General features: G+C 36.7%; 6 protein-coding genes and 1 tRNA gene. 5 read left to right on the forward strand and 2 right to left on the reverse strand.

Translation table 11 applies throughout. The annotated features are described in order from the left end of the window. The coding region (locus tag RHS_RS26790; RefSeq protein ID WP_047834895.1) for a DUF3881 family protein at window positions 1-587 on the forward strand (587 nt) is incomplete at its 5' end. 127 nt (window positions 588-714) lie between these two features. Then, window positions 715-786, forward strand: a tRNA-Arg gene (locus tag RHS_RS26795). A 51-nt stretch (window positions 787-837) separates the two neighbouring features. On the opposite strand, the gene RHS_RS26800 is transcribed toward RHS_RS26795, so the two are convergent. Next, window positions 838-1,344 (reverse strand): GNAT family N-acetyltransferase, encoded by a 507-nt coding sequence (locus RHS_RS26800; protein WP_047834896.1) that lies wholly within the window; start codon window positions 1,342-1,344, stop codon window positions 838-840. A 170-nt stretch (window positions 1,345-1,514) separates the two neighbouring features. Between RHS_RS26800 and RHS_RS26805 the strand changes: the two genes are divergently transcribed. From RHS_RS26805 to RHS_RS26815, 3 genes are all read left to right on the forward strand, one after another. Further along, window positions 1,515-2,111, forward strand: a complete 597-nt coding sequence (locus RHS_RS26805) for a TetR/AcrR family transcriptional regulator (protein WP_047834897.1) — start codon at window positions 1,515-1,517, stop codon at window positions 2,109-2,111. 369 nt (window positions 2,112-2,480) lie between these two features. Next, window positions 2,481-3,032: a sigma-70 family RNA polymerase sigma factor gene (locus RHS_RS26810; RefSeq protein WP_047834898.1), complete on the forward strand. Its 552-nt coding sequence runs from the start codon at window positions 2,481-2,483 to the stop codon at window positions 3,030-3,032. Further along, window positions 3,025-4,530 carry a DUF4179 domain-containing protein gene (locus RHS_RS26815; protein WP_047834899.1) on the forward strand — a complete coding sequence of 502 codons (1,506 nt, stop codon included), beginning with the start codon at window positions 3,025-3,027 and terminating at the stop codon, window positions 4,528-4,530. The genes RHS_RS26810 and RHS_RS26815 overlap by 8 nt, the downstream gene beginning before the upstream one ends. A gap of 114 nt (window positions 4,531-4,644) precedes the next feature. Here the strand turns inward: RHS_RS26815 and RHS_RS26820 are convergent. Then, window positions 4,645-5,972, reverse strand: a 1,328-nt coding sequence (locus RHS_RS26820) for a DNA-binding response regulator (protein ID WP_395023584.1), incomplete at its 5' end; no start/stop codon positions are given.

Below are 5,972 nucleotides of genomic sequence, written 5' to 3' on the forward strand. Positions count from 1 at the left end.
CCTATGCAGGTGTATGTGAAGATGTAAGAGTCGGAGTATCTTTGATTTTTTATCTCCAGAATGCAGCAGATTATAAAATGCAGGCAAATTTAAATAAATTAAGCGGCCAGAATATAAGTACTACATTTTCAGGATTATCCACTAAGGGTAAGATCTTACTTCCGATTCAGAAAAGTGAACAGCAGATTGATACAGATAAAGAGGCTACCAAAAATCGAAATCATTTGATTGCGGCTGCAAGAAATGGTGATGAAGATGCAATTGAAAGTCTGACCTTGGAAGACATTGATACTTATACCATGATATCCAGACGTATTATGCAGGAAGATGTATTTACGATTGTCGATACGTTCTTTATGCCTTATGGTATGGAATGTGATCAGTATCATATCATGGGAGAGATTAAGACTTGTAATAAGGTGAAAAATACGTTAAGTCAGGAAGAAATTTATCAGATGAAAATATTATGTAATGAAATGGTATTTGATATTTGCATAAATGAAAAAGATTTAATGGGTGTTCCGGAAGAGGGCAGAAGATTCAAAGGTGTGATCTGGCTGCAGGGATGTTTGAATTTTCCAGAATAAAATTTGTATTCAACATGAACAGCTATTGTGCAGTTTCTGCCAATAGCTGTTTTTTTAAGTAAATATTGAAATTGACTTGACTTTTTAGGTTAAAAAGTGTAATATTTATAAAGTAACTTTTATCCTTGTCCCCTTAGTAAAATGGATATTACGAATCCCTCCTAAGGATTAAGTGCAGGTTCGATTCCTGCAGGGGACGGTTAAGTAAAAGTTAAAACAGAGATTCCTATATAACAGGAATCTCTGTTTTTTAGTTACATTTTTCCAATACTATTAGTTCTTTGATATAATAATTTTTTTCTGAATCAAAGATATAACCATTTGCCAGTAATGCCTTGTTAGAAGGTATATTTTCTATATCTGGCTGAACAATAATTTTCTCTGCAATTTGTTCTGCTTTTACTTTTTGGGTTAGAAGGCGGATAATTTCTTTACCATACCCCTTTCTTAAGTAGTTTTCATTTCCGATCAGATAGTCAATACTAAAAGTATGATTAGGCTTTGAAACAGAGTACCAATCTTCTATTTCATCGTTGATTCCATCATAGCAATCATAATACTGGCAGAAACCAATTGGTATATCATTACTCATAACAATAAAATGATGGATCCAGGAATAGGTGTCTGCCCGGTGATGTACTTCCATGAGCCAGTCTTCAGGGTCAAGATACCATTTTTTTATATATTCCTTGTTTAACCATATTTCAAATAATAATAGGTCTTCATCAGTAAAAGGTCTTAAATATATTTTATTCATATGTTAATTTCCTTTCTGTACAACAAAAATATGAATAAATATTCTTGTTTTTATTATTTTAGCATTACTAATCACAAGTTGTCAATAGAAAACAAAAATAATTATTCTTATTTATATTGAAAATTAATGAGGTATGTATTATACTGCATATTGAAAGAGAGATGATAAGAATGCCACAGATACGAAAACCTACACAGAAACGATCTATCGAAAAACAGAATAAAATAATCCATGCTGGTTTTGAGTTGTTTTGCGAAAAAGGATATTATGAAACAAATACCAATGAAATATGTAAGAGGGCAGGTGTTTCTACCGGGGCTCTTTATAGTTACTTTCCGGACAAAAAAGCAATTTTTATTTCTGCATTTCAAAAGTTTTTTGAAGAACAGATTGACCCCTTACTTTTTTCCTTATCTGAAGGTGATGAACCATTTACGGTAGATGAATTTATTGAAAAAACCATTTGTGTGTTTACTAGTATTTATGCAAATTCTTCCAGTGGTATTGCTGAATTAAGTAATATGATGAATAAAGACGAAGAGATCTTCCAAACGTTTTGTGGTTTGGAAGAAAAATTAATGAATGTGTTTATTGATACGCTTGTTCAAAATAATATCAATGCTTCTTTAGAAAAGCTCTATCTGATTTATGCCATGATAGATGCAATTGCTCAGGAAAACAATATTAATGCCCACAGTGAAATGGATAGCAATAAACTTTTACAGGCAGGGATTAACGCAATAAAGGGTTTGCTGGAGATTGTATGATAACTGTATATATCTTGGAAGCTTCGCCAGTTGTTACCGGAGTATGAGGCAGATAATAAGATTTGACGTATGAGACAGATTTGATACCGGGGTTGAATAACCGGCAGGCTTATGTGCCTGTATGACTGAACTTAAGGGGTGATCCAAGAATGGATTATCCCTTTTTTATTTTTGCCTGTGACTTTTATTTAGTATTTTATTTAAAAAGATAAAAAGCGCAACCTTTTTCCTATATAAAGCATCTAATCAATGTGCACAAAATTAATTAGAAAAGTAATACAGCAATAAGCAGCCATAGATAAATACAATAACAGGTTTGTTACGTTATGTTGTTATTAAGATGGGCGAAGCGAAAGGAATGATATAAAAATGGAGAACATACAGGGAGAAGATCTGATGCTTGCCCGAAAGGCAAAAAAAGGCGATGTACAAGCTTATGGAGACTTAATTAAATTTCATAAAGAATATCTTTACCGAACTGCATTTTCCTATGTGAAAAATCAGGATTTGGCACTGGACGTTCTTCAGGATACTACCGTTCAGGGATTGCTGGCTATTCATAATCTGAGAGAACCTCAGTATTTTAAGACCTGGATAACCAGAATACTATATAACTGTGCTATGCAAATGTATCGTAAGTCATCAAAAGTAATTCCTTATGCCCAGGATGACATCCCGCAAGATGCGGTAAAGCAGATGGACAGCGGTATTTCCCAGGAAGAAAAAATGGATCTCCACAATGCGGTAAGACAGCTGGATGAGCCATACCGGACGCTGATTGTACTGAAGTATTTTGAAGGGCTGACCATATCTGAAATATCTAAAATGTCTTCAAAGCCTGAGGGGACTATTAAATCAGACCTGTCAAAGGCAAAAAAGAAACTGCGCATGATTTTGAAAGAGGGGTATATTTATGCTTAATAAAAATGAGTTTGATCAAATTCCGATACCGGAGAATATTGATGATGTTATTGATAAAGGAGTTACGAGGGCTGTTAAAATAAAAAAAAGACAGCGGAGGAAGAAATTTATAACAACGACGACAGGCATTGCTGCCGCTGTAGCCGTCTTTTCTTTGTTCTGCGTATCTAATCCTGCCCTGGCAGCTAAAATACCTTTAATCGGGCATATATTTGAGCGGGTGGAGTCTACGGTGAGCTATAAGGGGGATTTCAGTTCTACGGCACAGGTTTTGGTGACGGAAGGAGCGGAAGATACCGGGGCTGTTACAGAGATTGGTGAAACAACAGAAGGGGTTGAAACAGAAGGGATTGAAAAAAAGGGGATTAAAAAAGAGGAGAATGAAAAAGAGGGGATTGTAACAAAACGGATTAAAAAAGAGGAGAATAAAAAACAGGAGAATGATAAACAGGGAAATGATAAACAGGAACAGGTACAAGAAAAAGCTGCCGGGGAAAGTAAATATATCAAAACTTCTAATGGCTTAACAGTTACGGTTTCTGAAGTATATTATAGTACAAAAGCTTTATATCTGGCAATGAGTATTAAAAATGAAGAAGAGTTCCCGGCAGATTTTATAAGAACAAAAAATATGGAGGATTATATTTTAGAATATGATACACTGAAACTGGATGGAACAGCAAGTTTTAGTTTTTCTGATATGGATATCGGACCGGAACTGTATATAGAAGGTCAGTTTATTGACAATCATACATTTGCAGGAATCTACCGTGTATCACTTGATCAGTTTTCCTATTATCCTACGGATGAGGAAATTGCAGCAAAAGGACTGGACATTAATGATTACGTAAAAGATGATATGAGTACTGATGAAGCTGCGTTAAAGGTGGATGAATATAACTTGAAATTAAAGGAGCAGTTTCCGGAGATTGGCACACCTCTTCCGGTTCCTGATAACTTTACGTATAGTTTAAATCTGACTGATATTTCCGGAGAATTGTTTGAGACAGAAGCAAGAACCGTAACCTTCCCGGAAGGTGATACCGGGGTAATATATGATAATCTTGTGAAGCGGTATGAGGGCGAATGGAATTTTGAATTTGATGTGTCTCTGGACACCTCAAGGACTCAGACTGTGGAACTAAACGATACCAATGCAGAAGGACTGGGGATTTCCAAAGTTGAAAAAACACCTTATGAAATTACTGCACAGATGATTATCCCCTCAGATAAGCTAAATTACGATTATTTTCTGGTTATTTTAGATAAAGATGGAGAACTGCTGGATTATCAGGGCAGTTACGCAGATACCTACCAGCTCTATGGAAGGGACACCGGCACTGTGTACATTTATATTTGTGACTATATCCAATACATGGATGAAATTAAGGGGTATTACTGGTCCCCTGATTATGAAGAAAAGAAAAAAACAAAGACATACAAACAATACCTGGATGAGAAGTCACTGTATCATACGGAAGTTACTTTTCAGGAATAACCATATACTGCTTTAATATTGGAGGCGTACTTTTGTAATAAACGGCTCTCTGTCCAACAGACGGAGGGCCGTTTATTATGAAAGTATGCTTTTATGTCTTACAGGTATGGCTGATCAGTTTTTCCGGAAGTCTCCAGGTCTCTTTCCCGTGGTTTTTTTAAAGATGGTAAAGAAGTAAGTGATGTTAGCAAAGCCTACGGCTTCTGCAATTGCTGAGGTCTTCCAGGAGGTACTTTTCAGCAAGTGGATTGCTTTGGAGATACGGATTCGGTTTAAATAGTCAGAAAAGTATTCATTGGTGTCTATTGCAAACTGGCGGCCAAGGTAGGCGGCATTTACATTCAGCTGTGAGGCCAGGGTTTTCAGAGATAGATTAATATCCTGGTAGTTGCTGCATACATAGCTGAGCGCATTTTGAATCAGGTACGAATAGGTGGGATTTGTATTTTCATCCAGCTGGTCCATCAAAGTTGTAAATAGTTGATACAGCTTTTCTTCCAGTTCGGAAAGTGAAAGTGCCGATCCGATAATACGAAAGGCTTCTTTTTTTTGAACATCAATGTCTGCGCTGGAAAAAAGTGATGACTTTAATTCCTGCATGGCGCAGATGATAAACTCAATCAGTTGATATTTAATATTTTCCAGATTGTTGTTGTTGTCCTGGCGGAGCATTTCGGCAAAGTATTGACGAAGCAGTTCCAGAAGGGCTTTGCTGTCACGTGCTTCAATAATATTTGCAAGGCTGGAATAATCAAAAATATAGGGGGTATCTTTTTCAAGCTGTACAATGGTATCTTTCTGAAACAGGTTCTGCATGATTTCTTTGCGTTCTGCAGACTGGAGGCAGTATATGTAGGAGGCAGAAAGGTCATGAACTGTTGAGGCATTTTCACTTAGAGAGGTAATGACAGGAAAGGAAATGCGTTCTTTTAACTGTCTGATGCAGGACTCCAGCAGGCGTTCGTAATCAGCATTTGTTAAGGAATATGCATAATCCTTGAAAATAAGAATGATGTTATCAGATGTGTCGAGTGCAGCGTAGCAGTCACAGGTATCTTTACAAATCTTTTCACACAATCTGGCTGTGGAAAAATCTGCCCATTTCATGGAACGTTCCCCGCTGTGAAACAAGGGCTTTAGAAGTCCCACACGCATTTTACTACAGCGAAAGGTAAGATTTACAAAGCGGCATTTCTCACGTAATTCCCGGGTGTCGATACGGTTGGTCAGGACCCTTACCAGAATGTCATTGCGAAGAGCCATAAGACTTTCCTGAAACTGCTGTTTTTGTGTTTGGGTATCATCCAGCATGTGCACTGTAGATATAATTGTATTTGTCAGTTCTTCCTGATTTACAGGTTTAAGCAGATAATTGACTGCACCATGCTGCATAGCGGTGCGAACGTATTCAAAATCGTTGTAGCCGCTCAGTATGATAAATT

This window comes from Robinsoniella sp. RHS, from assembly GCF_001029355.1.
GTDB classification, from domain to species: Bacteria; Bacillota; Clostridia; order Lachnospirales; family Lachnospiraceae; genus Robinsoniella; species Robinsoniella peoriensis.

Excerpts from the sequence above, each read along its gene's own strand:
- RHS_RS26800 (WP_047834896.1), bottom strand. The coding sequence starts at position 1,344 with ATGAATAAAATATATTTAAGACCTTTTACTGATGAAGACCTATTATTA.
- RHS_RS26805 (WP_047834897.1), top strand. The coding sequence starts at position 1,515 with ATGCCACAGATACGAAAACCTACACAGAAACGATCTATCGAAAAACAG.
- RHS_RS26810 (WP_047834898.1), top strand. The coding sequence starts at position 2,481 with ATGGAGAACATACAGGGAGAAGATCTGATGCTTGCCCGAAAGGCAAAA.
- RHS_RS26815 (WP_047834899.1), top strand. The coding sequence starts at position 3,025 with ATGCTTAATAAAAATGAGTTTGATCAAATTCCGATACCGGAGAATATT.